Genomic DNA, 25810 nt, shown 5'->3' with positions numbered 1-25810 from the left:
TCATTAATTGGGGCTAAACACCTATATTGTCGGGACGTACAAAAAGTCTGTGTTAACTTGTGTGACATCACGAATTATGTGATAACAGATGGCGTTTATCTTCTCGGCTACACATCGAAATGTTACACTTATTTCAGAATCTACTTACATAATTTGACTGGACTTGGTTAACCTACAGTGTGGGCTTCATAGTCTCGAATTCAAAGATGATACGATGGGGGTAAAATCAAATGAAGAAGATGTTCACAACAGTTCTTATGGCTGTCACGGTGTCTGCATTAGTGCTTTCCGGTTGTGGCAAAAAAGAAAATACGAGCACGGCTTCACCTGCAGCTTCCGCTGTAGCAAGCAACAACTCCGGTAAAGATTTCAAAATCGGGATGGTTACGGATATTGGCGGCGTCAATGACAAATCCTTTAACCAAAGCGCTTGGGAAGGTTTGACGCAGCTTAAGAAACAAACAGGCGCAAACGTGAAAAACCTGGAAAGTAAAAGCGATGCAGACTACACGCCTAACTTGAATCAATTCGTTAAAGACGGCTACAACCTGACTTGGGGTATTGGTTTCTTGATGGGTGATGCTCTTAAAACGGTAGCAACACAAAACCCGAACGCGAAACTTGCGATCATCGATAACGTTGTAGAAGCTCCGAACGTGGAGTCTGTTACTTTCTCCGAGCAAGAAGGTTCTTACCTGGTTGGTGTGGTTGCAGGTCTAACAACGAAAACAAACAAAATCGGTTTCGTTGGCGGTATCGACATCCCGGTTATCAAACGTTTTGAAGCTGGCTTCGTTGCTGGTGTAAAAGCGGTAAAACCAGATGCGAAAATCCAAATCAACTATACAGGCGCATTCGACAAGCCTGATCTTGGTAAAGCGGCAGCAGCTACGATCTACAACGATGGCGCTGATATTATTTTCCACGCAGCTGGATCCACGGGTAACGGTGTATTCAACGAAGCGAAAGATCGCGCAAAAAGCGGTAAAAAAGTATGGGTTATCGGTGTAGATAAAGACCAATCTCTTGAGTTTGGTGATGAAGTAACATTGACATCCATGTTGAAACGCGTTGACACTGCGGTACTTCGTGTATCCAATGACGTGATTTCTGGTAAATTCCAAGGCGGCAAAGTAGTTACTCTTGGCTTGAAAGATGATGGCGTAGGCCTTCCTGACACGTCCAAGAAAAACGTTTCCCCTGACATCTTGAAAAAAGTGGATGAGTACAAAGCCAAAATTATTAGCGGCGAAATCAAAGTTCCTGAGAAACCATAAGCGTTAATGACGCCTAGGGCATGAACCATAGATTTGCCTCTGTACCAACAAGGCTAGTTATCTTAACTAGCCTTGTTCTTTAGTTTTAGGGAATACATACTAAAAAATTGATCCTTAGGGTGATCTGATGAGTGAAGCTGTTCCAGTTGTTGAACTTCGCAACATTACGAAACGATTTCCAGGCATTGTCGCGAATGATGCGATCAGCTTGAAGTTAAGAAAAGGCGAAATCCATGCCTTGCTCGGTGAGAATGGCGCAGGAAAGTCAACGCTGATGAATATTTTGTTCGGTCTTTATCAACCGGATGAAGGCAGTATTTATGTACAAGGCAATGAGGTCTTTATTGATAGTCCGAACCGAGCGATTGATCTGGGTATCGGCATGGTGCATCAGCATTTTAAGCTGGTACAGCCGTTTACAGTGACGGAAAACATCATTTTGGGGATGGAACCCAAAAGCGGATTGAAAGTGGATATCAAGACAGCGCAAGATAAAGTACGCAAGCTATCCGAGCAGTACGGCTTGCGGGTGGATCCGAAAGCGAGAATTGAAGATATTTCGGTCGGCATGCAGCAGCGCGTAGAAATATTGAAAACGCTGTATCGCGGCGCCGATATTTTGATTTTTGATGAACCGACAGCAGTGCTAACGCCGCAAGAGATTAGTGAATTGATGGTCATTATGCGCAATCTTGTGAAAGAGGGCAAATCCATCATTCTCATTACACATAAGTTGAAAGAAATTATGGAAATTGCCGATACCGTGACGATAATTCGCCGTGGCAAGGTAATTGATTCCTTAGCTTGTGCTCAAGCAAATCCGCAAATTTTGGCGGAGAAGATGGTTGGGCGCGATGTCTCGTTTAAGGTAGCAAAGGAAGCCAGCAAGCTGGGTGATGCCGTCCTTCAGGTGAAAGACTTAGTCGTGCGGAACCAGCAAGGATTGCCTGCCCTGAAAGGTCTGAACTTCGAGGTGAAGGCGGGAGAAATTCTCGGTATCGCCGGTGTAGATGGCAACGGTCAGAGTGAGTTGATCGAAGCGCTCACAGGCTTGCGCGGTGTCGACAGCGGCAACGTGCTGTTGATGGGTGCGGATATTACGAATCAGACGCCTCGTGAGATTTCGGAAGCGGGCTTGTCGCATATCCCAGAGGATCGGCATAAGCACGGGCTTGTTTTGGATTTTAGCATGAGTGAAAATATGGTGCTCGAAACGTATTTCCATCCAGCCTATAACAAAGGCGGCTTCTTGAACTATGACGCGATTGATAAACATGCGGAAGCGCTTATCAAGCAGTTCGATGTGAGAACGCCAAGCATTTATAATAAAGCGCGCTCCCTGTCAGGCGGTAATCAGCAGAAGGCGATTATTGCACGTGAAATTTTCAAAAATCCGAATCTGCTCATCGCGGCTCAGCCGACACGCGGTTTGGACGTAGGAGCGATTGAGTTCGTACATAGACAGTTGATCGAGCAGCGCAATAAGGGCAAAGCGGTTCTGCTGATTTCTTTTGAGCTGGACGAGATTATGAATGTGTCGGATCGCATCGCGGTCATTTATGAAGGACAAATCGTGGGAGAAGTGCTGCCCGAAGAGACGAACGATCAGGAGATCGGTCTGCTGATGGCAGGCAGTAAGCGCACGCAGAAAGGAGCCGCTCATGAATAAGGTTGCTCGCATTTTTACAAGTGAATCAGCGGTCAATCCCCTCGTGGCGATCGTGCTTGGATTGTTATTCGGAGCGCTCGTGATGCTGGCTGGCGGTTACAATCCGATTGCGGCTTATGGCGCACTGTTCTCGCGGATTTTAGGCAGTCCGTACGATATCGGTGAGTCGATTCGTGCGATTACACCGCTCATTTTGACAGGCTTATCGGTTGCTTTCGCTTTCCGTACGGGGCTGTTCAACATCGGTGCGGAAGGTCAATTCGTGATGGGGATGACGGGAGCTACCTTTATTGGGGTCAAAATTCATGGCTTGCCATGGATCATTCATGCACCGCTTGCGGTCATTGTCGGCGCTTTAGTTGGCGGACTGTGGGGAGCCATTGCAGGTTATTTGAAGGCGAAACGCGGCGTTAACGAAGTTATCACCACGATTATGTTAAACTGGATTTCATTGTTCCTCTCCAACTATATCGTGAACACCTTCCTGTTAGAGCCGAAGCAGCAACGCTCTTATATGATTCAGGACTCCGCTTCGCTCAGTATCGGCTGGTTGTCTGACGCCATGAATCATGCGCGGATCCACTGGGGAACGCTGGTTGCCATTCTGGCTGCGGTCGTTTTCTACCTGATTCTGTGGAAAACAAAGCAAGGCTACGAGCTGCGCGCCGTCGGACATAATATCGATGCCGCGAAATACGCGGGCATGAATGTGAATCGCAACATCGTGAAGGCGATGTTTATTTCCGGGATTTTCGCGGGATTGGCGGGTGTGTTCGAGGTGCTCGGTGTCTTCCACTACCAAGTGGTGGCGGCGGGAACGCCAGGGTACGGCTTCGACGGGATTGCGGTATCGCTTCTCGGGGCGAACAATCCCATCGGGGTTGTGCTAGGCTCCGTTCTTTTCGGTGGATTATCCTATGGTTCTGCGGGGATGAGCTTCGGTGCGGATGTGCCGCCTGAAATTATCCGTATTGTTATCGGTTCGGTGATCTTCTTCGTAGCGACCCAAGGTATCGTGAAATGGGTACTGATCCCGTTCTATGGCAAGCGCAAGAAAGAGAGGGCATCGTAATATGGACCTGCTCAGTATGCTCCATGCTTTTTTCACGAAATTTAGTGAACTTATTAATACAACGCTAGTGTATTCCACCGCGCTGATCTTCGGTGCTCTTGGCGGTATTTACTCGGAGCGTTCGGGTGTCGTCAACATCGGGATCGAAGGTTTGATGGTGTCAGGCGCGTTCGCTTCTGCGGTCGGGGCTTATTATGCGGAGGAAGCGAACATGGGTATTTGGTCACCGTGGATCGGGCTCTTGTGCGCACTGCTTTTCGCGTTGATCTTCGCTCTGATTCATGCGGTGGCCACGATTTCGTTCAAAGCGAATCAAGTCATCAGCGGCGTTGTCATCAACTTCCTAGCTGCGGGTGTTACTTTGTACTTGGTGAAAGTTTTGTTCAATGGAGCGGGTCAGACCGAAACCTTGAACGATGTGTTCTCCAAGTGGGAAATTCCGCTGCTGTCCAAAATTCCGTACATCGGCTATGCGCTCTTCACGGCGTACCCGACGACGTATATCGCGTTGATCCTGGTCTTCGTGACGTGGTACGTACTGTTCAAAACACCGTTCGGCTTGCGCCTGCGCGCCGTAGGTGAGCACCCTAGCGCCGCGGATACGGTCGGGGTTAAAGTGAAGCGCGTGCGCTACATCGCCGTGCTGATCAGCGGCTTGTTCGGCGGCCTCGGCGGTGCTACGATTACGCTGACGACGACGAGCGCGTTCTCGCATAACACGATCTCGGGCCAAGGCTTCATTGCCATGGCGGCGATGATCTTCGGCAAATGGCATCCATTTGGCGCGCTGGGCGCCGCGGTCTTCTTCGGGATGGCGCAAGCGCTCAACAATTTCATGCGGTTGTTCGACTTCTCCAAGGACATCCCGCAGGAATTCCTCTACATGCTGCCTTACGTACTGACGATCCTAGTTCTAGCTGGGGCCGTCGGCCGGGCGAAAGCTCCGTCTGCGTTAGGTGAGCCTTACGATCCAGGCAAAAGATAAGCAAGATGTGAAGCACCCTCAGGATGAGTCCTGGGGGTGTTTGTTTTTTTGATTGGATCACCTCCCCCAATTGTCGAAATTTTCGAGAAAAACACGAAGAAAGGTATGCTATAATATCCACTAAGAGGTGAATATTAATGGTAGCGCTCTCAAAATTAAAGTCAATATGGACTTTTATCGTCATCATAGCCTTGTTAATCGCAGTAATCGCAACGAACTTCTATCAAATGTTTGCACTGAAGAGTACCCTGGATGGCGTACAGTTGAACTGGATGCCTAGCATTGCTCGCATTGTGAAGATGCAGGAAATTTTTACCCAGGAACGAATTCTTTTGCATAAAGTGGTACTGGAAACCGATAGGGAAAAGCTGCTTAAGCTTATCGTGGATTACCAGAATGGCCGAGGCGATTTCGAATATGAATATAGAACTTATGCCCCGTACATCATCTCGGACGAAGAAAGAAAGATTTACGAGGCGGTCGCACAAAAAACGGTGGATTACCTAAAGAATGGTCAGCTCATTATTGATGCCGTCCAATCGGGAGAGTTCGTGAGAGGGAATTCCATCCTCGATCAGCTGTCTCCGAAGCGGTTGGAAGCGGACGAACAATGGCATCAATGGATTGATTACAACGTGCAAGGCACGCAACGTGATGTCGAACAGACGACAGTCCAACGTGAGTATGCATTGGGGATGGGGATTATTTTTACCATACTTGCCATTCTTATTGGGGTGGGTCTAGCTTTGCGGACGCGTTCTGTAAGAGAATACGGTGAACGGAAGCTGTTGCGGGAAAAAGAGAAGGCGCAAAGCTATCTTGATCTTGTTGAAGTGATGATTGTCGTGTTGGATCGAACGTCCAAGATCGAGCTCATTAACCGCAAAGGCTGCAGTTTAATGGGTTATCAGGAATCGGAGTTGATTGGCAGAGACTGGTTTGATGTTTGTGTGCCTGAGTATCTGATTGGAGGTCGGAAATCAAATTTCCAAAGCATCATGAATGGTGGTGCCCCACAAGATCACTACGAGGCAGCCATAACCATTGGTTCGGGTGAAGAACGTATTTTTGAATGGAATAACAGTGTCATTAAGACGGAAACCGGCGAAGTTGGCGGTCTGATCCTTGCTGGTATCGATATTACAGAACGCAAGCAGGCGGAAGAGACGTTGAATCAGTACAAAGATCATCTGGAAGAGTTGGTGGAGGAACGCACATCGGAGCTGGAGAGCAAGAATGAACTTCTTGCGGATGCAAAGGAGTTGGCCGAATCAGCGAACCGCGCGAAGAGTGAATTTTTAGCGAATATGAGCCATGAAATTCGGACGCCGATGAACGCCATTATTGGATTGAACCATTTGCTGCAACAGACAGCACTAACGGATCAGCAGAAGGATTACGTCGGGAAAACAGCCATTTCAGCCAAAAGCTTGCTCACCATCATCAGCGATATTTTGGATTTCTCGAAGATTGAGGCTAAGAAAATCGTGCTGGAACGGATTGATTTTGATCTGTATGAAGTAATGAGCAATATTTCGGATATGATCGGTTTTTCCTTGTATGAGAAAGGGTTGAAGCTGCACTTTGCGATCCATCATGATGTGCCTCAGGTGTTGAAAGGAGATCCATTCCGTTTCAATCAGGTGCTGCTCAATCTAGTCAACAATGCGATCAAATTCACGAAGGAGGGAGAAATCTCGGTCTCCGTGAATGTTGCAGCCAAAGGCGAGAACGATGTCCTGCTGCGCATTGATGTCAAGGATACAGGGATCGGAATGACACCGACGCAGATGGGCAATCTGTTCCGTGGGTTCACCCAGGCGGATATGTCGACAACACGTAAATATGGCGGGACAGGACTGGGTCTTGTCATTAGCAAAAGCATCGTAGAGCTGATGGATGGCCACATGCAGGTGGAAAGCCAGTTTGGCGAGGGAAGCTGCTTCTCCTTTACCGTACGGTTCGGACGGGGCTCGTCGCATGTGTTCAGCGCCCCGATTGCCGCGCATCTCCAGTTCTTGCGTGTGCTGATCGTGTGTCAGGATGAGGAAATGGGCCTTGTGCTGAAGCGTCAACTAGAGCAGTTCCAGTTTGTAGTGAGCCTGGTGGATTCTGCCCAAAGCGCCCTGACGCACTTGCCGACGAGCGATCGGTACGATCTCGTAATTATAGATTGGATGCTTCAAGATGAGAAGGTACATACGCTGGCTCAGGAAATCAAAAGCGACTACGAGAAGCCGCCGCAAGTAATCGTGCTAATTTCCAGCTATCATGAGCCAGATTTACAAATTAAAGCGCAATCGCCTCCGGTGGAGAAAGTGTTGTACTTCCCGATCTCGCAGTCACATTTATACAATCAAATTGTGGACCTGTTCCAAGATCAATTGAAAATTAAGAAAATCGGCCCCCATGATGACAACGATGTGAAGAAGCTCAATCTGCTTCGCCATGCTGAAGTGCTGTTGGTGGAGGATAACGAAATCAATCAACAAGTGGCCCAGGAGATTTTGCAGGAGATGGGTATTCGTGTAGAGGTGGCGAGTAACGGGTATGAAGCCTTGGAACGAACCGATCGCAAGCGGTATGATGCGATTCTGATGGATTTGCAGATGCCGTTCATGGACGGCTTTGAAACGACACGTACCATTCGCGCCACCGACAAGGCGACGCCGATTATTGCGATGACAGCCGATGCGATGCAAGGCGTGAAGGAACTCGTGCTAGAAGCGGGAATGGATGCTTATATCACGAAGCCTTTTGAAGCGATTCAGCTCTACAGCGTCCTGCAGCGGACCATTCAAACCGCCAAAGAGAGCAGTTACGCGCAAGCCGCAGCGGCTAAGGCCGAACCAGACGCGGAACCATCTGTGGAGAAGGCAGGTGAGGAAATGATCTCGTTAGATGTGGCAGGGGCACTGGAACGTTTAGGCCATAACACTGGCTTGTATCAACGAATCGTGACGAAATTCAAGAATGAGTACACAGAGGCCATTGAAGATATTCGCTTAGCAATTGTCAGTGAGGATGTCCCCAAAGCCGTCATGCTCGCGCATACGTTGAAGGGAGTTACTTCGAATATCGGTGCCATGTTGCTCAGTGAAATGGCGAGTGAGATGCAAATTTGCCTGCAGAGTGGCACGACAGATCACCTCCGAGAGCTGTTGCGAAGCGCTGAGATCGAGCTTACTAGCGTGAATCAAGCCATTGCAACCTTTTTGGCGGCAAAATAACAACATAGGGCCAGACGAGCGACTCCTGCTCGTCTGGCCCTTTCTGCTGCGCGGCGCGCGGCAGGACATAGGTGCCCTGCCAGAACCAAAGCCGCTGTCAGGGGGCAGCCCCCCCAACAGCGCTAGAATTTAAAGCGACTTCATCTGCTGTCGATACTCGCTTGGCGAAACCCCGTACCAGCGCCGGAACTGCTTGGAGAAATACAGCGGATCATAGAAGCCGACCGAAGCCGCGATCTGCTCAATTGTGAGCTCCAGCCGCTCACGCAGCAGCAAGCGCGCTTTGTCCACGCGGAGCTTGAGCAGGAACGTAACCGGCGTGACCTTCGTGTGCCGCTTGAACATGCGCGAGACGTACGCGCGGTTATAGCCTAAGCTCTCGGCCATCATCTCAATCGTGATCGGCTCCGCATACTGCGTGGACAAGTAGTGAATCGCTTGCTGTACGATGCGATCGCTTTCGGCGTCCGTGACCGCCCCAGCTATGGCTGGAGAGGCAAGCGCTTCGCAGTACTCGCCGAGCAGCAAACTTAAATAGCCTGTCGCTTTGAGCTGCGCGTTAGGCTTCTTGGATTTCAGTGCCATCTGAATCTGGCGGTAAAGGACAGGGAGGTGCCGATTGCGCGCCGTATGGATCACAGGAGTCGCTGTCGTCAGGCCTGTGGCGGCCACGAGCTTTTCCGCTTGCACACCCGTGAAGGCGATCCAGCAATAGTGCCACGGCTCCGCCTCATCCGACACGTAGCTAATGAGCTGTTCGGGCTCGATGACGAAGCTGTCGCCAGCGCCAAGCAGGTACTCTTCTCCATGTGAAGAGAATACACCGCGACCCGATATGACATAATGGATTAAGTAGTAGTCATACACTTTCGGACCGAGCCGATGCTCGGGTTTCGTCTGGCTTTCTCCTGCGAATAAAACCGTGAGTTCGCTCTCCCCAGCAGGCAGCGGGTTCGATACGACGTAGTAGCTGTACGGTTTGTCCATAGCGATGGCTCATCTCCGATCGATGGCGGATTCTTTCTTTTTACTGTAGCATAAAACGCTTAAAAAGCGGAATGCAGAAATCACATTTTTCCATGTGAAAATAACATGCCTCCATAGCCAACCTTCGGCGCATCTTTTATACTTAAACTATCAACTACAAAGGCGGTGCCTTCATGGCAGATTTGCAAGCACTCAAAGAAACGTTTATTGAAATTTACGGACAATCCGCAGCGAAAATTTCGGCATTTCACGCCCCGGGTCGCGTGAATTTGATTGGCGAGCACACGGACTATAACGGCGGCTATGTATTCCCTGCAGCTTTGACATTCGGAACGACATTGCTGATTCGTCCACGCCAAGACCGCAACATTGGCTTCGCATCGACGAATATGCCCCTGCGCAAACAAATTTCCATAGATAACTTGTCCTACCAAGAAGAGGATGACTGGATCAACTACCCGAAAGGCATCTTTGCACACTTGGCGCTAGCAGGCTTTCCTGTCACGCAAGGTTACGATCTGCTGTTCCACGGTGAAATTCCGAATGGCGCAGGACTTTCCTCCTCCGCATCCATCGAAGTCGTCACGGCTTTCGGCTTGCTGACACTTGAGAACTACCCGATCGATACGGTGAAAATCGCACTCCTTGCGCAAAAAACCGAGAACCAATTCGTCGGCGTAAACTGCGGCATCATGGACCAATTTGCGGTAGCGAACGGTAAGAAGGATAACGCGATTTTGCTGATGTGCGACACGTTGGAGTACCGACATGTTCCTTTCCAAAGCGGCAGCTACAAGCTGGTTATCGGCAACACGAACAAACGCAGAGGTCTCGTCGACTCCGCTTACAATGAGAGAAGAAGCCAATGCGAGCAAGCGGTTGTGGATTTGCAAAAGCAATTCCCAAACCTCACGCTGCTCGGTCAACTCAATCTTGCGCAGTTTAACGACTACAAGCACCTGATCCAGGACGAAACGGTTCGTCGCAGAGCGGAGCATGTTGTGGAAGAGATTGATCGTGTTCTGAAATCCATCGAAGTGCTGGAAGCGAATGATCTGGAATCCTTCGGTAAACTGATGATTGGATCGCACGATTCTCTTCGTGACTTGTATGAAGTAACGGGCTTAGAGCTGGATACGATGGTAGCCGCAGCTTTGAAAGTGCCTGGCGTACTGGGCGCACGAATGACGGGCGCAGGCTTCGGCGGATGTACGGTTTCCTTGGTACACGAAGACAGCGTTCAAACGTTCATCGACCAAGTGGGCGCAGAATATACGGAGATTACAGGGCTTACACCAAGCTTCTACGTGTGTGATATTGGCAACGGTGTAGAGCAACTAGAGGAGGCGTTGTAAGATGGCAATTCTAGTCACAGGCGGGGCGGGATACATCGGATCCCATACGGTAGCGGAGCTATTGGCTAAAGGCGAGCAAGTCGTTATCGTGGATAACCTTCAACAAGGGCACAAGGATGCGTTGCTCGGCGGTAAGCTGTATGTTGGCGATCTGCGCGACGGCGAGTTCATGGATAAGGTTTTTTCGGAAAATAACATCGATGCCATCATTCATTTTGCAGCGAATTCCCTCGTCGGCGAGAGTATGACCAATCCGGCGAAATATTACCATAACAACGTGTACGGCACGCTTTGCTTGCTGGAGAAAATGAACCAATACGGCGTGAAACGCATCGTCTTCTCCTCGACGGCTGCTACGTATGGCGAGCCTGAGAACATTCCAATTCTTGAAACAGATCGTACTTTGCCGACGAATACGTATGGTGAAACGAAGCTGGCGATGGAAAAAATGATGAAATGGTTCGACACAGCCCACGGCATCAAGTATGTGTCATTGCGTTATTTCAATGCAGCGGGTGCCCATGCTGGCGGCCAAATCGGGGAAGATCACAGCCCGGAGACGCATTTGATTCCGATTATTTTGCAGGTGGCGCTGGGGCAGCGAGCGCATATCTCGGTGTTCGGCGAAGACTATGCGACCGAAGACGGCACATGTGTACGCGACTACATCCATGTCAGCGATCTGGCGAGCGCGCACGTGCTTGCGGTTGAGAAGCTGCGTGGCGGTGCTGACAGTAACATTTACAACCTGGGCAATGGAACGGGCTTTTCTGTGAAGCAAGTGATTGACATTGCGCGCAAAGTGACAGGTCATGCCATCCCAGCTGTTGTTGAGCCTCGCAGAGCGGGCGATCCAGCAACGCTGATTGCTTCCTCCGAGCGTGCAAGAGCGGAGCTTGGCTGGAAGCCTGCGCATGATTCCTTAGAAGCGATCATCGAGAGCGCTTGGAACTGGCACCAAAACCACCCGAATGGGTATGAGGCGTAAGGTCAGCATTTTTGATGGCTGGCATGAGGTAGAAACAATAAAGGGGATTCTGAGCCTAAAGGATAGTGCAGCATGTTGGCTCTAGCACCATTATCCCATTCGCTCAGATCAACCGGCATCTCGATGGCTTCTGAGCCTATGGGATATGGGGCAGAACCCTTAATGAAATAGATGGAATGGATAGAGGTTTGTGGGAGAAAGGAACGTGCTTATGGAACGCATATTACGAACGCCGCAATCTGCAGCGTTAACAATCGAAAGGCTCCTGCAGTTCGCGACTCAGAATGGGTTGATCGAACCGTTGGATGTGTATACGTCGCGCAATGCCTTGCTGGATTTGTTCCAGCTCGCAGAGCCATTCCAAGGGGATGTGCCTGCTGAGAAATTAAGCAGCCCTGTCAGCCTGTTGGAAGAGCTGTTGGATGCCGCTTGGGAAGCGGGTCTGTTGGAAGAGAACACGACGACATACCGCGATTTGTTGGATGCACGCATCATGGGGCTGCTCATGCCTCGTCCTTCTGAAGTGGTACGTCAGTTCTGGACGCTGGCGAAGACGGTTAATGTGGAAGCAGCGACCGATTACTTTTACAAGCAATCGATCGATTCCAACTACATTCGCATGGACCGTATTCAGAAGAATGCGTATTGGTTAGCCGAAACTGCCTATGGCAACTTGGAGATTACGATCAACCTGTCCAAGCCTGAGAAGGATCCGAAGGAAATTGCATTGCTCAAAACGCTGCCACAAAGCAGCTACCCGCTTTGTCTGCTTTGCGTCGACAATTTGGGCTATGCAGGCCGTGTGAATCACCCGGCTAGACAGAATCTGCGTGTGATCCCGCTGGAGCTGGATAGCGAGAAGTGGTACTTGCAGTACTCACCATATGTGTACTACAACGAGCACAGCATCATCTTCCATGAGAAGCATATTCCGATGAAAACAACGGCGAATACGTTCTACCGTTTGCTGGACTTTATCGAGCAATTCCCGCACTACTTCATCGGTTCCAATGCGGATCTGCCGATCGTTGGGGGATCAATCCTGAATCACGATCATTTCCAAGGGGGACGCCACAAGTTCCCGATGGAGAAAGCGCCAAGTGAGAAAATATTCTCACATGCGGATTATGCTGGCGTGAAGGCGGCAATTGTGAAGTGGCCGATGTCGGTCGTACGCTTGAGCGGGCACAACAAGCAGCAGCTTTACCGCCTGGCGAGCAAGCTGCTCGACGACTGGCGTGCGTACAGTGATGCGGAAGCGGACGTCCTCGCGTTCAGCGAGAAGGACGGACAGCGCGTGCCGCATAACACGATCACGCCGATCGCCCGCAACAATGCGCGGGGCGAGTACGAACTGGATCTGGTGCTGCGGAACAACCGCACCAGCGAGGCGCATCCGGATGGGATTTTCCATCCGCATCAGCACTTGCACCACATCAAGAAGGAGAACATCGGCTTGATCGAGGTCATGGGGCTGGCGGTGCTGCCAGGCCGCCTGCAAGAGGAGCTGGCGGACATCGCCAAGCTGCTCACCGGCGAAGCCGCGCTCAGCCGCGAGCTGCAGAGCGACGCCAGCCATCCGCTGCATAAGCATGCGGATTGGATCGTGTCGCTGCTCGCGAAGCACGGGGCGTCGCTGTCGGACGACGCCGCAAAAGCGGTGCTGCAGACCGAGGTCGGCAGCAAGTTCATGGACGTCCTACTGGACGCAGGCGTCTTCAAGCGCGACGAAGCCGGGCAGGCGGCGTTCGGACGGTTTTTGGCTGCTGCTGGCTTTGCGCAGCAGTAGTTGCAGTGGCAGAATCCCTGGTCGGTGGACCAGGGATTCTTGTGCTATGCACCGCTGGTCGTCATAAAGCGGACGAGTGCCGAACCCGCCTCGCCCCCAACCCGCCCCACTCCCCGCTCAAACCCAACTTTAGAAGCGGTCAACCGCCGCTATCTCGCCCCAAAGTAGCAAACTCACCCAAATAGAAGTGGTCAACCACTCTTAACTGTGTTGAATCAGCCCCACTCTTCGCTCAAACCCAACTTTAGAAGCGGTCAACCACCGCTATCTCGCCCCAAAGTAGCCAAATCTCTTAAATAGAAGCGGTTAACCACTCTTAATTGTGCGCCCCCCCACAACGTGCCGCCCCTCGCCGCCCCATATGCTCCACCGCGCACCCAACGCAAAAAAGGCGCGTAAGTTGATCCTCAACCTACTCGCCTTTTCATATTTACGCTCGTTTTCTAGTATACATCGCGTTGGTAACGACCTTGCGCTTGCATCTCAGCTAGATACGCTTCAGCTGCTTCGCGAGTGAAATTACCTTCTTTTTCGATGACATCGATAAGGGTGTTGTGGACGTCCTTCGCCATGTTTTGCTTGTCGCCGCACACGTAGAAGTAGGCGCCGCGCTCCAGCCATGCGAACAGCTCTTGGCTGTTCTCCAGCATTTTATGCTGCACATACACTTTCTGTTCGGTATCGCGGGAGAAGGCAACGTCGATTTTGGTCAGCGCCCCCTCTTGTTGGTATTGCTCCAGCTCTTGCTGGTACAGGAAGTCAGTTGCGGAACGCTGATCGCCAAAGAACAGCCAAGATTGGCCTTCCGCTTTGCTTACCGCGCGCTCTTGAATGAAAGAACGGAACGGTGCGATCCCCGTTCCAGGACCAACCATGATAATATCTTTATCGGAAGTTTCCGGTAAGTTAAAGTGCTTGTTGACTTGAACGAAAACAGGCAACGTGTCGCCCTCTTGAAGACGCTCCGCACATTGCACGGAACAAACACCTTTACGCTCGCGTCCATGCGTTGTGTAACGCACAGCACCGATCGTTAAGTGCACTTCTTCAGGGTTCGCGGTCAGACTGCTTGCAATGGAATATAAACGCGGCGGCAATTTTCTTAATAAAGCGACAATTTCCGATGCAGAGGCTTTCCACGGACCGAAATCGCGCAGCAAATCAAGCAAATCGCGCCCATCTGCATAAGTTTTCAGTTTTTCAGCATCGGCTACAAGCTGTTGCAATTCCTCGTTGTCGGAGAGAGCTGCTGCTTGTTGCACGATTTTCTTCGTTAACAACGTAATTTCGAAGTGGTTCAAGAGCGCTTCTTGCAAAGGAAGTGTCTCTTCTTGCTTGTTAATAGCAACTGCGGCTTGGCCGTCCCATTTCATTTCCTCGAGGAGAGCAGCTACCAGGTCTGGATCGTTTTGCGGGATTACGCCTAGACAATCACCAGGTACATAAGAAAGACCGGAACCTTGCAGCGATAACTCAATATGCCTTGTTTCTTTGCTTGAACCTTCTGTATTTAGATTCACATTTTTCAGCACTTTGGCTTGAAATGGATTGGTCCTAGAAAATAAGGATGGCACTTTTTCTACATCAGTAACATGCATTCTCTTCACCCCAAAAAATTTTTTTATTATATAGAATAGCACATGCCGATCAACATAGAAATGGTTTTTAATTAACCATGTTATGAATTTTTAGCATTTTTAAAAAATTTAAACAAAGGTGTGTCCAATCCTGTTAAATTGTATACGCTTTCGCTGTTTTTGCACGATTTTCGGGCAGTTATAGGCAAAAAGGAGCCACTCAACTCGGGGAAATCCCTGTTGAGTGGCAACCCTCGTCTACCCTTTCAATAGTGGTGCACGACGTACGAATAGCATGGGATGACAAAATTTAGTAAACTGGAGTGAGTGAGTACATAGATGAGGCAGGAGGAGGAAGAGCAGTGAAAATGCGGGTATCGGCCGTTCAGTATCATTTACATACGATCAGCAGCTTTGAAGAATTCGCCGCACAGGTGGAGCATTATGTGAAGGTGGCGCAGGAATTCGAGGCGGATTTCGTGTTGTTTCCAGAGCTGTTCACGACACAGCTGATGTCGATTGGCGATGGGCAAGGAAAGGCGCTGCCGATCGAGGCTTTGCCTTCTTTTACAGAGCAATATCGTGTGTTATTCCAAGGACTTGCACAGCAAACAGGCATGCACCTTATTGGCGGGACGCACATTACGGCAGAGGGCGACAAGCTGTATAACACAGCTTTTCTCTTCTACCCAGATGGACGTATCGCTGAGCAGAAAAAGCTGCATATTACTCCGACGGAAGTGAAGGAATGGGGCATGGGTGCGGGGGATTCGCTGCAGGTGTTTGATACGGATAAAGGCCGCATCGCGATACTGGTGTGCTACGATGTGGAGTTTCCCGAAATTGTACGGATGGCCCGTGCGCGTGGCGCTGACGTGCTGTTCGCTCCTTCATGTACGGACGATCGGCACGGTTTCCATCGAGTTCGTTATACGTGCCATGCGCGCACGATCGAGAATCAGATCTATGTCGTGACCACGGGGACAGTCGGGGCTTTGCCAACCGTAGACTTCATGCGGGCGAATTTCGGACAAGCTGCGGTTATTACGCCAAATGATGTGCCATTTCCACCCAAAGGCATCCTTGTGGAGGGTGAAATCAATGGTGATATGGTCGTGACTGCTGACCTGGATCTTTCCCTGCTGGCGATCGTTCGGGAGCGAGGCTCCGTTACCACATGGCGAGATCGCCGAACGGATCTCTATACGGATTGGACGTGAGACTGCCAATGAGGAAACAGCTCTACGTATTCGATGGCGATACGCCAATTGAGGCTGTCATTCGCACGTATGGCGAAGCTGATTTCGATGCTTTGATCCGCGTTCAGCAGGTGAGCTTTCCGCCTCCTTTTCCATCGGAGCTCTGGTGGACGAAGGATCAGCTAAGGGAGCATGTGACGCGCTTTCCAGAGGGTGCGCTATGCGTAGAGGTAGCAGGTCAGGTGGTCGGCTCCATCACGGGACTGCGTGTGGACAGCGAGCGCATGGCGGGTGCTGGTGATCATAGCTGGTCAACCGTGACGGACGATGGGTATATTCGCACACATCAGCCAGATGGTGACACGCTTTATATTGTAGATGTGTGCATTATGCCTGCTTATCGCAAGCTGGGGCTAGGAAAATGGTTAATGCAATCCATGTACGAGGTTGTTGTACAGCTGGGGATGGCTCGGTTGCTCGGTGGCGGCCGCATGCCCGGCTACCATAAGGTTGCAGAAACGATGAGTGCCGAAGCGTACGTGGCGGCCGTTATGTCGGGGACGCTGAAGGACCCAGTGATTACCTTTTTGCTGCGGTGCGGGCGCACCCCTGTGCATGTGGTTGAAGGCTATTTAGAAGACGAAGAGTCGCTGAATCACGCGTTGTTGATGGAGTGGCGGAACCCTTTTCAAGTGGGAGATTGATTATCATAAAGGAGAGAATGAACTGATGGATTTCATACGTATCACAAGCATAGAGGACCCGTTGTTTCGATCCATGCACGATTTGATGAAAGAGGTATTTCCGCCAGAGGAGGTGCTGGACTTTCCGCTTTGGAAAGAACCGTTAGAAGACCCAGGCATCCGTGTATTCGTGGCTGTGCACGAAGGCAAAGTTGTCGGCACGACGGAGTACCGTTATTACGAGGAAGATCAGGTGGCGATGACGGATTTTACGATCATTGGCATGGCTGGGTTGGGTATTGGGCGTTTTCTAGCGCGGAAACGTTGGCAAGACCTTGAACGATTAGCCGCTGAAGCAGGCAAGCCCATGCAGGGGATGTTCGCCGAAATTTACGATCCGTATCGGATCGAGGGGTATGCTTTCGGCGGCGTGAAGCCGATGGATCCTTATGTGCGGCGCGAGGTGCTCTCGCATTTGGGCTACAAGCGGATCGACTTCACCTATGTGCATCCCTCATGGGAGAACAATGGCGAAGCGGTGGAGGGGCTTGATCTTTGCTTCTTACCGACGAACGAGGACCAGGCGGAAATCTCAGCTGCGCTAGTCGCAAAATTTGTGCGACGCTACTACGCTGTGCTCGCGAACAAGCCGCACGCGTGGGAAGCGATGGTTGCGGGTTTGGAAGGTAAAGAAACGTTGGCGTTATTGCCGTTGTAAATGTATAAGTCATAAATAAACGCACTCCTCCTATATGGACGATTGCGTTTATTTTGCGTTACTCCCTTTTACACTGGGAAGGACTGTAGTATTTAAATTGCTTGAACGTACGGGTGAAGTAGTTGATGCTGTTAAAGCCGACGAGCTCGGCGGCCTCGGTAACGGAAACGCCTTCGGTGCGGAGCAACTGTTCCGCTGCATTGATGCGGTATAAGTTGACGTATTCAACGAAGGTGCGGCCGGTTATTTTTTTGAAGGTTTTACAAAAATGGTGAAGGCTCATATTGGTCAGCTGCGCAGCCTCTTCCAGCGGAATTGGGCGCTTATACTCCTCACGAACAAAGGCGAACAGCTTTTCAAAATATTTCGCATGGGGGAAGGAATGATTTGCGCGCACTTCTTTACGCAAAGAGTCGCTGTGATCCAGGCGCATGGTGGCTGTGATTAGAAGCTGCAGGTGGGAGCGGACGGATAGCTCGTAGCCGGGCTGTTTATGTTCGAATTCATCAATAAGCCGATGAATAATCTCGGCAAAGGCAGGGTAGACCTCATCCTCCGGCCGCACGTGTAAAGGAAAGCGTTTACGGCCTTCCATGAAAGGCAGAACCATCGGCCCGTACAGCGGGTCTCCAGAATCAGCGCCGAGAAGTGATTTGTTAAAGACAATGGCATAATAATCCACGTCCATATTGTTGACAGCATAGCCGGAATGCAGCTCGCCCGAGTGTACAAACAATAAGTCGCCAGGCGAAGTGCTGCTGGTGATGCCGCCGATATCGAAAACAGCATTACCTTTAACAACGTAGATGATTTCCAAATGCTCGTGCCAATGAGGGTAGAGGACACGTTCCCCCGAGGATAAGTTGTGAAAGACATTGACCAGGAAATGTTTGCCCGGCATACGGGTATTTTCTTTTAATGCTTTTAAGGAAGTCATGAGGATTCCTCCACTTTATCACAAAATCGTGCAACTATTTCACATGATTCTGCGTAGCGAATTTGCCGTTTTTTCCGCTATCCTAAGTATATAACAGACGCATCCGAGTGAGCTAGCTATACGCAATAGGATGCAAATTTGTCTGGATTCACAGGGCGTTTGGTGATTGACTAAGCGAGCAGCAGGAGGAGTAGAAGATGACGACTTACAAAATCGTTCAGGCAGGTTGCGGGCACATGGCCAATACCTGGATTACATACGCATTAGAGCGGGAGGATACGGAGATCGTGGCTTTTGTAGACTTGTACGAAGCGGCCGCTGCCAAAATGAACGAAACCTATGGCTTGTCCGTACCGTGGTTCGCGAGCGTGGAAGAAGCGATTCGGCAGACCGGCGCGAATATGGTGTTTGATGCCACAATCCCATCTGCGCATCTGGCAGTGGCGACTGCAGCGCTAGAAGGCGGCTGCCATCTCATGAGCGAAAAGCCGATGGCAGCCTCGATGGAGGCCGCAGAGCAGCTAGCCCAACTTGCGGGAACAAAGCCGGAGCTGCATTATAGCATCATGCAAAATCGTCGCTATTTGAAAGATATCCGCGCGCTTCGCGAGTTGGTCGCCTCCGGCGTAATTGGCAAGCCAGGCTTTGTGACGGCTGACTTTTTCATCGGCGCGCACTTCGGTGGTTTCCGGGATGCGATGGAGAGTCCGCTGATCTTGGATATGGCGATCCACACCTTCGATCAGGCGCGCTTTATTATCGGAGCCAATCCCGTGTCCGTCTATTGCCACGAGTTCAATCCAGAAGGCTCCTGGTACGAGGGCAATGCGGCTGCTGTGTGTATTTTCGAATTTGATAACGGCGCGGTGTTTACGTATAACGGCTCCTGGTGCTCGGAAGGACTGCGTACGACATGGGAGGCGGAGTGGCGAGTTGCGGGGAGTCAAGGCACAGCCAGTTGGAGAGATGGCGCTCCCTATGCGGAAGTAGTGGCACCAGGGCAGGAGGCGAACTTCTTGTTGGACTACGATCGAATCGAAGCGCCTTACACCTGGCACGGTCGAGAAGGGCATCATGGCTGCCTGGATGAAATGTTCTTAGCAATTGAGGAGGAACGTTCAGCGGAGACAAGCTATATGGACAATATTTATAGCACAGCCATGGTCTTCGGTGCGATTCAGAGCGCGAAGGAGCAGCGGAAAGTGATGCTGCTGCGTGTTCCTTGATTTGCAACCCAGCAAAAACCGTCCTGCACGATCGCGGGACGGTTTTCGTCATGCTATTGACGCCAGTTATTAACGACCATGTATAATAGTAGTCTACCAGCCGAAATCCAGCGTTTTGCCTGTCTCGGCTAATGTTTTGATGTTGCTTAGGATCATCCACCAGCTGGCTTTGGTTGATTCAAAACTAGGGTGGTTAGGTGTCCACTCGTCGTTCACGAGCGTCAACTTCGTGCAGCTGCCAACGGTCTCAAGCGAAAGCGTCATGCGCGATTGAAATTCCGCGTGATTTTCCCGATAAGAAGGGCCTGCATGCTCTGTGCAAGAGATGAGCTTCTCTGGCTCATAGGCCAGAATTTTGCCATACACATGTACCGTCTCCTCGCCATCCTGACCAGGTCCTACATACGCATAGTCCGAACCAATTTCAAATGTGGACTGCAACACGCTGCCAAACAAAATCTGACGCGTCCCCTCAGGCGTGATCAGAATATCCCATACTTCTTTCGTACTCGCACCAATATAAAATTCATACTTCAGCTCCATCACATTTCGCACTCCTTCACTTCTATGATCCTACCTATCATATACGCAGAAGTATTCCCATGTATTGTAAAAACGCGACAAGGAGTGGTTCCGATGCCATCCAATGCCCCTATGGGTATCATCCATCTGCAGCAGGGCGAGCGCAAATTTCAGCTTTCACGTTACGCCCCCGGGGACGATATAGCTCCCTTTGTTCGACATTACTGGGTCGTTCGATGGGATCTTGCTGGACAAGAGCCGTATACCCAGCATGTCATTCCTAATCCCTGTGTGAATCTCGTTATCGAGCAGGGGAGTTCGGCTATTTTTGGTCCTGGCAAAGAGAAGTACGGCTACCACCTGAAGGGTCAGGGGAGTGTGTTTGGCGTGAAATTTAAGCCAGGGGGCTTTTATCCTTTTGTGAAAGGAGCGGTGTCAGACCTGCTGGAGCAGCCCGTAGGCATTGACCGCGTATTTGACAGGGAGCCGCGGGCGTTGGAGGCGCTCGTGTTAAGTCACAGTGACGATCAGCGCAACGTTAACCTGGTGGAGGACATGATTAGAGCGAAGCTGCCCCTCCCAGATGAGCAGGTTGCGCTAGTGAATGACATGGTGGACTTCATCTACGCGCAGCCAGATATGACCAAGGTGGATGCGTTGTGTGAGCATTTTGGCATGAATATTCGTACGTTGCAGCGTCTATTCGATCAGTATGTCGGCGTTAGTCCAAAATGGGTGATCAAAATCGCCCGCATCCAAAGCGCGGCTGAAACGACTGATGGCAATGATACGCATGATTGGGCAAAGCTGTCGATGGATCTCGGGTACCATGATCAGTCGCATTTCATCAAGGATTTCAAGTCGATTCTGGGTCAGACGCCAGAGGCTTATGCGGTGAGCAAGCGAGCAAAATGAAATGAAAATTGGCGCCGTTTCTAAAATTGTGGTTGTTCCCCAATTTTACGAATGTCACCAAATGACCAAATAAAAAACGGCCCAATAGGCAGCCGTTTTTATGCTAGAATAATCCATTATTTTCGATGAATTTTCCGCACGGCAAACAGATAAACAATCGTCGGAAGCGGCACTTGAATGATGCCCCAAATCCCCCAAAACCAAGGGTAACGAGCTCCTTGTTTACGCGCATCTAGGTAAAGCCATGTGCTCTGTGTGATTGCAATCACCGCGATACCTATCCATGCCCAGAGGGGCAACTGATCGAATTTGGACTCAGTTGTTCTCATGTGAGGTCACCTGCTTTTTCAAGAGTAGCCAAGCTGCAGGAATCAATATCGCTGCTGCTTGGATGGAGAGGAAAGCTGCTGGCTGAGCGCTTACTGTCAGATAAAACACGTAGAATACGAGCAGCGCGCCGATCCAAAGGATCAGCAGGTCGCGAATCAAGCGAGATCGCTGTCTACTCTGCGCGTTGGCAATCTGCCGCTCGAACCAGGCTGCGCTTGGCGTCGGCACGTCTGTCGCACGGTCGATCATCGCAAGCCCCTCGCGGAGCTGTCTGTGGACCCCTGCATCGCTCAAAGCCTCTTCCTGCGCAGTTATTGCCTCTTGCCCTTCGCTCCGTCGCCCTTTCACATCTTCATCCATCTAAGTCAGCTCCTTTCGTAATTGTACAAGTGCATGGTGCACACGGGATTTCACGGTTCCCTCCGCGATGGCGAGCATACTGCCAATCTCCTCATAGGTGTAGCCGTAGTAATGCTTGAGAATGAGCGGCATTCGGCTCTCGCGCGGAAGCTCCGACAAGGCATTCACCACATCGGGCCAAGCCTCCGAGGTATGTTGCGCGAACTGCCACTGCAGCTGCCTAAGGGTCTGCTGTCCCTCGTTCTCTTGCCACTTCTGTTCCCGCTTACGCTTCCTGCTCTGATCGATCATCAATCGAGTGGCAATGGTTATTAACCAGGACGAGAACTTCGACGTCCCGTTATATAGAGTTATTTTTTCAATACACCTAGACATGGTCTCTTGGGTAAGATCCTCAGCTTGGTTCGGATTTAGTGTGACTTTGAGCAAATACTTATACACAAACGCATAATGCTGCTGTAGCAGCTGTGACAGAGCCAGTGTGTCGCCGCTTCTAGCCTGACGAATGAGATCGACCTCTTCCACGTGATTGGAACATCCTCTCTGCCTAATATCGGTGATAATACGACGAGCGGACACGAATCGTTCATGCCCACGAAAGAATAAATACAATTATTTATTAACTTACCACGGAATCGGGGCGGCATGTATAATGAGTGCAAGTAAGTTCTTTTCTACATGAATGTCACGGAGGTACACCAATGAAACAAGGCATAATCGCAAGAGCAGGCCTGTCCCCGAGCGAGCTGGAAGAAGTTCGAGCACTATGGGAAGCGTGCAATGAGCACGACGGCATTGAGATTAAATTGAATTGGAGCACATTATCCAGCCGTCCTGCTGGTGTGACCAATGATTTTGTATATGTTGAAAATAATGAAATGATCGGCTTCCTCGCGATATACAGCTTCCTTTCCACGGAGGTGGAAATCAGCGGAATGGTGCATCCGAAGGCGCGGCGCCGCGGTGTGTTCAAGCAGCTCGTTCAGGCCGCGATGGAGGAGTGCCGAAGAAGAGGAGTGACAAAGCTTATTTTCATCAACGAGCGGGGGTCTCTCAGTGGAAAAGGCTTCCTAACCGCGCTGGGCGCAAACTTTTCCTTTTCGGAATATGTCATGGTGTTGGACAAGCAAGTGACCCCTCCTGATGCTGCCCAAGCGTCACTATGTATTCGCAAAGCGGATGCCGCTGACACAGAGCTGCTAGTGAGGTTGAATATGTCTGGCTTCGACATGCCAGAGAGCGACACGCGTGAATATGTGAAACAAACAATCGATGGCGAGAAGGAACGAACTTGGATCGCGGAGCTTGGCGATAACCATGAGCCGATTGGCAAGCTGGGTGCGATGGTGGAGCCAGGTACGAGCGGTTTTATTTATGGCTTTTGTGTGCTGCCAGAGTTCCGAGGCAAGGGGTATGGTCGTCAGATTTTAAGCCAAACGATCTCCGAATTAAAGCAGCATGACCGCGCAGAAAGCATTAAATTGGAAGTATCCGTGGAGAACGAGAAGGCGCTCGGGCTCTATGAATCCTGCGGATTTGCGATGAGGAATGCGCAAGATTATTATGTGCTTATGCTTGGCTAACAAAGTAGTGGCTGCATAGGTAAAAGGATAGCTTTGCAGAGTCGCTCTGCAGGGCTATCCTTATTTTTGTCCGTCTCTATGTAAAAGCTTCTACGAATGATAAACAAGTTCCGATGACCCGCTAATAATGGTGCCCGTATTCAACCCCGCGCAAATTTCTCGCATCGAGCCAGGCTTGTCGAAATTGAACACATGAATAGGAATATGATAATCTCTCGCCAGAATAAAAGCGGACTGATCCATGACCTTCAAATTGTGTTGAATGACATCGTTATAGTGAAGGGATTTGTACTGCTGCGCCTCCTGATGGTGCTTCGGATCCTTGTCGAATACGCCGTCAACGCCTTGCTTTGCGACCAGAATGGCATCGCAGTTGACCTCGATCGCCCGTTGGACCGACGGGTAATCCGTCGTAACGAATGGCTGTCCATTTCCGCCGGCGAAAATGACGATGTACCCTTTTTCCAGGTGATGAATCGCTCGCAAACGAATGAAAGGCTCTGCCACCGAAGCGATCGGAATCGCGGTCATGACGCGCACCTCGGCTTCTGTTTTCGCCTTCAGTACGCCGCGCAGCATCAAACTGTTGATCACGGTTGCGAGTGTGCCGATATTGTCGGCCTCCGCTTTCTCGATACCCCAGCTTTCCCCCATATTCCCGCGGAAAATGTTGCCCCCGCCAATGACTAAACACACTTCTACACCGGAGTTCACAACGGTCATAATTTCGTTCGCAATATGATCGAGCTGCGCGGGATCGAATCCGAAGGAATTGCCCCCAGCCACAGCCCCGCCGCTCAGTTTAATTAGGACCCGTTTGTACCGCATCGCCATAACGTCATCCCCCTCTGGTGTGCATACTTGTATTGTGAAAGTACGCGGCCCTATTTGCAAAAAAACACTAAAGCTCTTAGCTGCTCTAGTGTTTTGGGTGCCGTGTCTTTCACACAATATAGTTATTATTGTACATGAGTCATAAAGGATTTGGCAATTTCTTCGGAATGCGCATATGGACGATTAGGCCGATAATGACGAGGATCAGCAAGGAGCCAAGCGCGACGCGGCTTGCAAGGTTCCCCGTGGACGCCATCGCCCATGTAATCGACCCGTACAAGGCGGGTCCGACGATGGAGGACACTTTGCCTGAGAAGGCGAAAAGGCCAAAGAACTGGCCGCGCTTATCCTCGGGAGTCAATTGCACGATCAACGTGCGGGAGGTGACCCACATGGCTCCCATGGAGACACCGTACAAGCTGCCTGCGACCCAGAAAATGCTTTTGCTAGTCGCCAAAGAAGCAAGGGAGATCGCCACGATGAGGATGATGGCGACGATAGTAACGGCACGTTTCGGCCCGATATTTCTCGTTACATACCCGAAGAGGAAGGAGCCGATAATGCTCGATACCGTGGACACAAGGTAAAGCAGAATGAACTGCCCTGTCGAGAAATCCATGACCGTATTGGCATAAATGGCCATTACCGCAATGGCTGTCGCAATCGCATCGTTGAAGAAGAAGTAGGCAATCATGAATGTGAAAGCAGCCTGATAATTCCGCGCGTCCTTGAACGTAGCCCAAATCTCGCGGTAGCCGCTGAGCAATGATTTCTGGCTGGCTGCTGGCTTCTGCGGTTTCTCCTTATAGAGGAGCATGATCGGCAGCGAAAAGATGAGGAACATCGCGGCACTCGGAATGAACGTGCTCTCAAAATGATTGTCGTGCACCAATGGGAATACAATGAGCCCCACTAGCGTCCCAACATAACCAACGGCCACACCGAAGCCGGAGATGAGAGGGATCTCACGCTCATTGCCTAGATCGGAGATCATAGAATCATAGAAGATCAGGCTGGAATTATAGAAAAATTTCGCAATCATGAAGAAAAGAATGACCCCAAAGATGGCCGTATTCAGTCCGAACCATTCCTGATTGGTGCTCCATAGCGAGGATGCACCCATGAACAATGTCGCGATGATCGCGATGAGCGTGAACGGGACGAGGTAAGCTTTCTTCTTGCCCGTGCGGTCAATCCAGACGCCGAATAGCGGGGATAACAGCACCAGGAAGAAGCTGGATAGCGCGTTGGAGTACGTAATAAAGGTGCTCGCAATTTGTTCGAGCTCTTCACTTTTGCCTAACGTTTCTTTCAGGTAAAAAGGGTAAAAGACGGTCACGATATTCGATGAAAAGATCGTGTTAGCGAAATCGTACATCGCCCATGCGAAGATGGGCAGAGAGAAAAATAAGGCCCAAACACTACGTCCTCGCAAAGGAGTGGAAGCGGATTCAAGCTTTGTCATCAAGGGCACACCCTTTCTCAATATGAACCTATATGTGTCTATTATATTAGCGATTCACGCGGGAAATCCCTGCCCTTTACAAGATATAAAAACTCCCGGCATCCAAAAG

Annotated in this window: 23 protein-coding genes; 14 read left to right on the top strand and 9 right to left on the bottom strand. The window is 50.5% G+C overall.

Annotation, left to right across the window (positions count from 1 at the left end; genetic code table 11):
- The first annotated feature begins 230 nt into the window (after positions 1-230).
- From MJB10_RS25605 to MJB10_RS25585, 5 genes are all read left to right on the top strand, one after another.
- Positions 231-1277 (top strand): BMP family lipoprotein, encoded by a 1047-nt coding sequence (locus MJB10_RS25605; RefSeq protein ID WP_314799962.1) that lies wholly within the window; start codon positions 231-233, stop codon positions 1275-1277.
- A gap of 127 nt (positions 1278-1404) precedes the next feature.
- On the top strand, positions 1405-2946 hold the full coding sequence (locus MJB10_RS25600) for an ABC transporter ATP-binding protein (protein ID WP_314799961.1): 1542 nt from the start codon (positions 1405-1407) through the stop codon (positions 2944-2946).
- Positions 2939-4018 (top strand): ABC transporter permease, encoded by a 1080-nt coding sequence (locus tag MJB10_RS25595; RefSeq protein ID WP_314799959.1) that lies wholly within the window; start codon positions 2939-2941, stop codon positions 4016-4018. The genes MJB10_RS25600 and MJB10_RS25595 overlap by 8 nt, the downstream gene beginning before the upstream one ends.
- Before the next feature lies 1 nt (position 4019).
- Positions 4020-5003, top strand: a complete 984-nt coding sequence (locus tag MJB10_RS25590; RefSeq protein ID WP_314799957.1) for an ABC transporter permease — start codon at positions 4020-4022, stop codon at positions 5001-5003.
- A gap of 137 nt (positions 5004-5140) precedes the next feature.
- Positions 5141-8233, top strand: a complete 3093-nt coding sequence (locus tag MJB10_RS25585; RefSeq protein ID WP_314799956.1) for a response regulator — start codon at positions 5141-5143, stop codon at positions 8231-8233.
- Positions 8234-8362: 129 nt separating this feature from the next.
- On the opposite strand, the gene MJB10_RS25580 is transcribed toward MJB10_RS25585, so the two are convergent.
- Positions 8363-9220 carry an AraC family transcriptional regulator gene (locus MJB10_RS25580; protein ID WP_314799955.1) on the bottom strand — a complete coding sequence of 286 codons (858 nt, stop codon included), beginning with the start codon at positions 9218-9220 and terminating at the stop codon, positions 8363-8365.
- A gap of 173 nt (positions 9221-9393) precedes the next feature.
- Between MJB10_RS25580 and MJB10_RS25575 the strand changes: the two genes are divergently transcribed.
- The 3 genes from MJB10_RS25575 (at position 9394) to MJB10_RS25565 (ending at position 13352) form a co-directional block, all read left to right on the top strand.
- Positions 9394-10575: a galactokinase gene (locus MJB10_RS25575; RefSeq protein WP_314799953.1), complete on the top strand. Its 1182-nt coding sequence runs from the start codon at positions 9394-9396 to the stop codon at positions 10573-10575.
- A gap of 1 nt (position 10576) precedes the next feature.
- Positions 10577-11563, top strand: coding sequence for a UDP-glucose 4-epimerase GalE (gene galE / locus MJB10_RS25570; protein WP_314799952.1), 987 nt, complete (start codon positions 10577-10579; stop codon positions 11561-11563).
- Between the two features lie 211 nt (positions 11564-11774).
- Positions 11775-13352, top strand: coding sequence for a UDP-glucose--hexose-1-phosphate uridylyltransferase (locus tag MJB10_RS25565; protein ID WP_314799950.1), 1578 nt, complete (start codon positions 11775-11777; stop codon positions 13350-13352).
- Positions 13353-13795: 443 nt separating this feature from the next.
- On the opposite strand, the gene MJB10_RS25560 is transcribed toward MJB10_RS25565, so the two are convergent.
- Positions 13796-14950, bottom strand: coding sequence for a sulfite reductase subunit alpha (locus tag MJB10_RS25560; RefSeq protein ID WP_314799948.1), 1155 nt, complete (start codon positions 14948-14950; stop codon positions 13796-13798).
- Between the two features lie 341 nt (positions 14951-15291).
- Here MJB10_RS25560 and MJB10_RS25555 point away from each other — a divergent pair, with 341 nt between their 5' ends.
- From MJB10_RS25555 to MJB10_RS25545, 3 genes are read left to right on the top strand one after another with little or no spacing between them, the layout of a single operon-like run.
- Positions 15292-16149 (top strand): carbon-nitrogen hydrolase family protein, encoded by an 858-nt coding sequence (locus MJB10_RS25555; RefSeq protein WP_314799947.1) that lies wholly within the window; start codon positions 15292-15294, stop codon positions 16147-16149.
- Positions 16150-16157: 8 nt separating this feature from the next.
- Positions 16158-16832 (top strand): GNAT family N-acetyltransferase, encoded by a 675-nt coding sequence (locus MJB10_RS25550; RefSeq protein ID WP_314799946.1) that lies wholly within the window; start codon positions 16158-16160, stop codon positions 16830-16832.
- 25 nt (positions 16833-16857) lie between these two features.
- A complete protein-coding gene (locus MJB10_RS25545) occupies positions 16858-17529 on the top strand; it encodes a GNAT family N-acetyltransferase (protein ID WP_314799944.1) in 672 nt (223 codons plus the stop codon).
- Between the two features lie 58 nt (positions 17530-17587).
- Here the strand turns inward: MJB10_RS25545 and MJB10_RS25540 are convergent, their stop codons facing one another.
- Positions 17588-18466, bottom strand: coding sequence for an AraC family transcriptional regulator (locus MJB10_RS25540; protein ID WP_314799942.1), 879 nt, complete (start codon positions 18464-18466; stop codon positions 17588-17590).
- Positions 18467-18663: 197 nt separating this feature from the next.
- On the opposite strand from MJB10_RS25540, the gene MJB10_RS25535 reads away from it, so the two are divergent.
- The gene (locus MJB10_RS25535) at positions 18664-19692 is read left to right on the top strand and encodes a Gfo/Idh/MocA family protein (protein ID WP_314799941.1); all 1029 of its coding nucleotides are present in this window, start codon (positions 18664-18666) and stop codon (positions 19690-19692) included.
- A gap of 93 nt (positions 19693-19785) precedes the next feature.
- On the opposite strand, the gene MJB10_RS25530 is transcribed toward MJB10_RS25535, so the two are convergent.
- Positions 19786-20235, bottom strand: a complete 450-nt coding sequence (locus MJB10_RS25530; RefSeq protein WP_314799940.1) for an SRPBCC domain-containing protein — start codon at positions 20233-20235, stop codon at positions 19786-19788.
- Positions 20236-20328: 93 nt separating this feature from the next.
- Here MJB10_RS25530 and MJB10_RS25525 point away from each other — a divergent pair, with 93 nt between their 5' ends.
- Positions 20329-21129, top strand: coding sequence for an AraC family transcriptional regulator (locus MJB10_RS25525; RefSeq protein WP_314799939.1), 801 nt, complete (start codon positions 20329-20331; stop codon positions 21127-21129).
- Positions 21130-21245: 116 nt separating this feature from the next.
- On the opposite strand, the gene MJB10_RS25520 is transcribed toward MJB10_RS25525, so the two are convergent.
- From MJB10_RS25520 to sigY, 3 genes are read right to left on the bottom strand one after another with little or no spacing between them, the layout of a single operon-like run.
- Complete coding sequence (locus MJB10_RS25520; protein ID WP_314799938.1) at positions 21246-21458, bottom strand: sigmaY antisigma factor component; 213 nt, start codon at positions 21456-21458, stop codon at positions 21246-21248.
- A complete protein-coding gene (locus tag MJB10_RS25515; RefSeq protein WP_314799937.1) occupies positions 21445-21819 on the bottom strand; it encodes a YxlC family protein in 375 nt (124 codons plus the stop codon). Before MJB10_RS25515 ends, MJB10_RS25520 begins: the two co-directional genes overlap by 14 nt.
- A complete protein-coding gene (gene sigY, locus MJB10_RS25510) occupies positions 21820-22344 on the bottom strand; it encodes an RNA polymerase sigma factor SigY (protein WP_314799935.1) in 525 nt (174 codons plus the stop codon).
- 176 nt (positions 22345-22520) lie between these two features.
- Between sigY and MJB10_RS25505 the strand changes: the two genes are divergently transcribed.
- Positions 22521-23402 carry a GNAT family N-acetyltransferase gene (locus MJB10_RS25505; RefSeq protein WP_314799934.1) on the top strand — a complete coding sequence of 294 codons (882 nt, stop codon included), beginning with the start codon at positions 22521-22523 and terminating at the stop codon, positions 23400-23402.
- A gap of 90 nt (positions 23403-23492) precedes the next feature.
- Here MJB10_RS25505 and pyrH read toward each other — a convergent pair whose 3' ends face one another.
- Positions 23493-24230, bottom strand: a complete 738-nt coding sequence (pyrH, locus tag MJB10_RS25500; protein WP_314805855.1) for a UMP kinase — start codon at positions 24228-24230, stop codon at positions 23493-23495.
- A 145-nt stretch (positions 24231-24375) separates the two neighbouring features.
- A complete protein-coding gene (locus MJB10_RS25495) occupies positions 24376-25701 on the bottom strand; it encodes an MFS transporter (protein ID WP_314799933.1) in 1326 nt (441 codons plus the stop codon).
- Between the last annotated feature and the right edge of the window lie 109 nt (positions 25702-25810).

It is taken from the genome of Paenibacillus sp. MBLB1832, assembly GCF_032271945.1.
In the GTDB taxonomy this organism is placed as follows: Bacteria; Bacillota; Bacilli; order Paenibacillales; family NBRC-103111; genus Paenibacillus_E; species Paenibacillus_E roseopurpureus.
This window is presented reverse-complemented; position numbering and strand designations above follow the sequence as displayed.